The organism is Streptomyces nanhaiensis (assembly GCF_046614825.1).
GTDB classification, from domain to species: Bacteria; Actinomycetota; Actinomycetes; order Streptomycetales; family Streptomycetaceae; genus Streptomyces; species Streptomyces radiopugnans.
This window is the reverse complement of record NZ_JBKJFM010000299.1, coordinates 1-2,911: the sequence shown is the minus strand read 5'-3', so window position 1 is coordinate 2,911 and position 2,911 is coordinate 1. Positions and strand designations below refer to the sequence as shown.

Sequence of the window (2,911 nt, the reverse complement as noted above, 5' to 3'; positions counted from 1 at the left end):
CCGGGGGCTGCGGCGGAGGGCTCGGCGGCTGGTACTGCGGCTGGGGCGCCGGCCCGCCCGGGGGCGGGGCCGGCTGCCCCTGCTGCCCGGACGGGGCGGCAGGCCCCCACGGCTGGCCCCAGGGCTGCCCCGCCGGCGGGCTCACCTGGGAGTCGCCGTGACCGGGAGTCCACCGGTCACCGTTCGACGGCAGGACAACACCCTCACGCGCCTCGTCGCCCTGTCGGCTGTGCGTCGTCACCGGGACTCCTCGTTCGCCTGACTACCAAAACACGACTGCGAATTCGTCGGCTCACGCTACCCGGTCATTCACACGGTCGACCACGCCCCCAGGAGGGCTGCACATTCTCCCCACCATCGGCTGGGGCGAAACCTCATCCTCTCCCTTCCCGGCCTTCCCCTCCTTCCCGGCCTTCCCGGTCTTTCCCGCCTTCCCGGCCTTCCTCGCCGCCTCGTGCCGCCCCGTCCCCGCTCACCTCACGCCGCCGGCTCCAGCCGCTGCGCGAACTCCCTGACCACGGGCTCCTCCCGGTGGGGTTCCAGCCGCGCCCGGAAGTCCTCCAGGTACTCCGAACCCCTCTGCGAGCGCAGGCCGTTCAGCAGCTCGGCCGCCTGCGCCCCCGTGTGGCAGGCGTGTTCCAGCTCACGCTGCTGGAGCCGCGCGGTGGCGAGCAGCAGCAGGTCGATCGCCCGCCGCCGCGCACGCCGCTCCGGGTGCCCCGCCAGGGCCTCCTCGGCGCGGCGCTGGGCGGGGGTGGGCTGGTTCAGGTCCCGGTGACAGTGGGCGAGCTCGTCGGCCAGGTAGGCGGCGTCGAAGTGGCCGATCCACTCCGGGTCGTCGCCCGCGTCCGTCGCCGACTCCGCCCGGTCGAACGCGGCCAGTGCCCGCCCCGCTGCGAGCTGGCAGGTGCGGGCGTCGCCCATCAGCGCGTGGCCGCGCGCCTCCGCCGCGTGGAACATCGCCTGCGCCCTCGGGGTCACCCGGCCCCTCGTGCCCTCCTGGGCGGCTCTCGCGAGCTGGGCTATCTCCCGGGGGGTGCCCAGCGAGGCCGCGAGGTGGCTCATGCCCGCGGCGAGCACGTAGCCGCCGTACGCGCGGTCGTCCGCGGCCTGGGCCAGCCGCAGCGCCTGGATGTAGTACCGCTGGGCCAGGCCGGGCTGCCCGGTGTCCACGGCCATGTAGCCGGCGAGTTCGGTCAGCCGGGCGACCGCGGCGAACAGCTCGCGCCCCACCGCCTCCGTGTAGGAGCCCGTCAGCAGCCCGGAGACCACGCTGTTGAGGTAGTGGACGACGACCGGCCGCACATGCCCGCTGCCGTAGCGGTGGTCCAGCTCCGAAAGCGCCGCGGTGGTGTCCCGTACGGCCGCGACGTCCGACGCCCCCACCCTCGGGCCGGTGCGGCGCTCCACCTCGGGGTCCGGGGCGGAGATGAGCCAGTCGCGGCTGGGCTCGACGAGCGCGGAGAACGCCCCCGACCGCGCGGCGAGCAGATCGCGGCGCCCCACGTCGCTGCGCCACAGCTCGCTCGCCTGCTCGACGGCGCCGGAGACGGTGGGCGCGAACCGGAGGCCGACCCCGGCGGCCATGTTCCGGCCGCCCGCCATGCCGATCTCCTCGACCGTCACCGTCCGGCCGAGCTTGCGCCCCAGCGCCTCGGCGATGACCGCCGGCGCCCGGCCGCGCGGCTGCTGGCCGCGCAGCCAGCGGGCGACGGAGGTCTTGTCGTAGCGCAGGTCGAGCCCCTGCTCCGCCCCGCACATGTTGACGCGGCGGGCCAGCCCGGCGTTGGAACAGCCTGCCTCCTGGATGAGTGCCTGCAGCCGTTCGTTCGGCTGTCGTGCGACCAGCGGCCTCGCGGCCATACGGTCCCCTCCCTCTGCGTGCCGCCTGTCCTGACGGCGCCGCCCTTCCCGGCCGCGCCGTCCGCTGCGGCTGCTCTTGCGACTGTCTGCCTGCTCCGCCCGGTCCGGGCGCTCCGGGTGCTCCGGGCGCCTCGACCGCACTGCCGGGCGCATATGCCAAGATTTCCGGCGTCGCGCCGCACAGGGAACTACCCACCCAAGGCCGTCCGTTCATGCACGCGCCCCCGCCCGTGCACCTGTGCGCCCCACGTGCCGGAACGATGCCTCGGACGAATCGATCCCCAAGCCGTAACCCTTCGTCACGGCGGAAGTTGTGATCATCGTGGAGGAGCTCATGAACATCACAACAGCGACAACCGCGGTCGCGGCAGGTCCCGGCGTCACCGGACGGCACGGCGGCGCGCCGCCCGCCCCTGGCCCGCAGAGCCCGATGGTCGAGCACGCGGTGCGCTACACGAGGGAACAGCTGTGGGACGTGTTCCCCGGCGCATGGCTCGAGACCGCCGGGGGCATACCGCGCTGCTCGTGCGGTGCGGCGGACTGCGGGGCGCCCGGCGCACACCCCGTGCGCCCCGACTGGGCGGCGCAGGCCACCGGTGGCGCCACGGCCGTGCGCCGCATGTGGGCCGACCGGCCCCACGCGTCGGTACTGCTGCCGACCGGGCGGTCCTTCGACGCGATCGAGGTGCCGGAGACCACGGGCTGCCTGGCCCTGGCCCGGATGGAGCGCATGGGCCTGGCGGCCGGCCCGGTCACCGGCACCCCGGACGGGCGGATGCTCTTCCTCGTCCTGCCCGGGGGCGCGGCCAGGCTGCCGGACCTGGTGCGGGGACTGGGCTGGTCACCGAGCGGCGTCGACATGACCGCGCGGGGCGACGGCGACTGGGTGGCGGCCCCGCCGACCCGGGTGGGCACCCGCGGCGCGGTGCTGTGGGTACGGCAGCCGGAGGCCGCCGGGCGACGGCTCCCCGACGCCGAGGAGATCGTCCGGCCGCTGGCCTACGCCTGCGGCCGCGACGCCGCCGCGGCACGCGCGCGCTGACCGGCT

At 75.5% G+C, this 2,911-nt stretch carries 2 protein-coding genes; one reads left to right on the top strand and one right to left on the bottom strand.

Annotated elements, in window-relative coordinates; genetic code table 11:
* Positions 1 to 477: 477 nt before the first annotated feature.
* Complete coding sequence (locus ACLIYP_RS30050) at positions 478 to 1,863, bottom strand: transcriptional regulator (RefSeq protein ID WP_412716235.1); 1,386 nt, start codon at positions 1,861 to 1,863, stop codon at positions 478 to 480.
* 430 nt (positions 1,864 to 2,293) lie between these two features.
* On the opposite strand from ACLIYP_RS30050, the gene ACLIYP_RS30045 reads away from it, so the two are divergent.
* Entirely contained in the window at positions 2,294 to 2,905 is a 612-nt protein-coding gene (locus ACLIYP_RS30045; protein WP_412716236.1) for a bifunctional DNA primase/polymerase, read from the top strand.
* Positions 2,906 to 2,911: the final 6 nt, after the last annotated feature.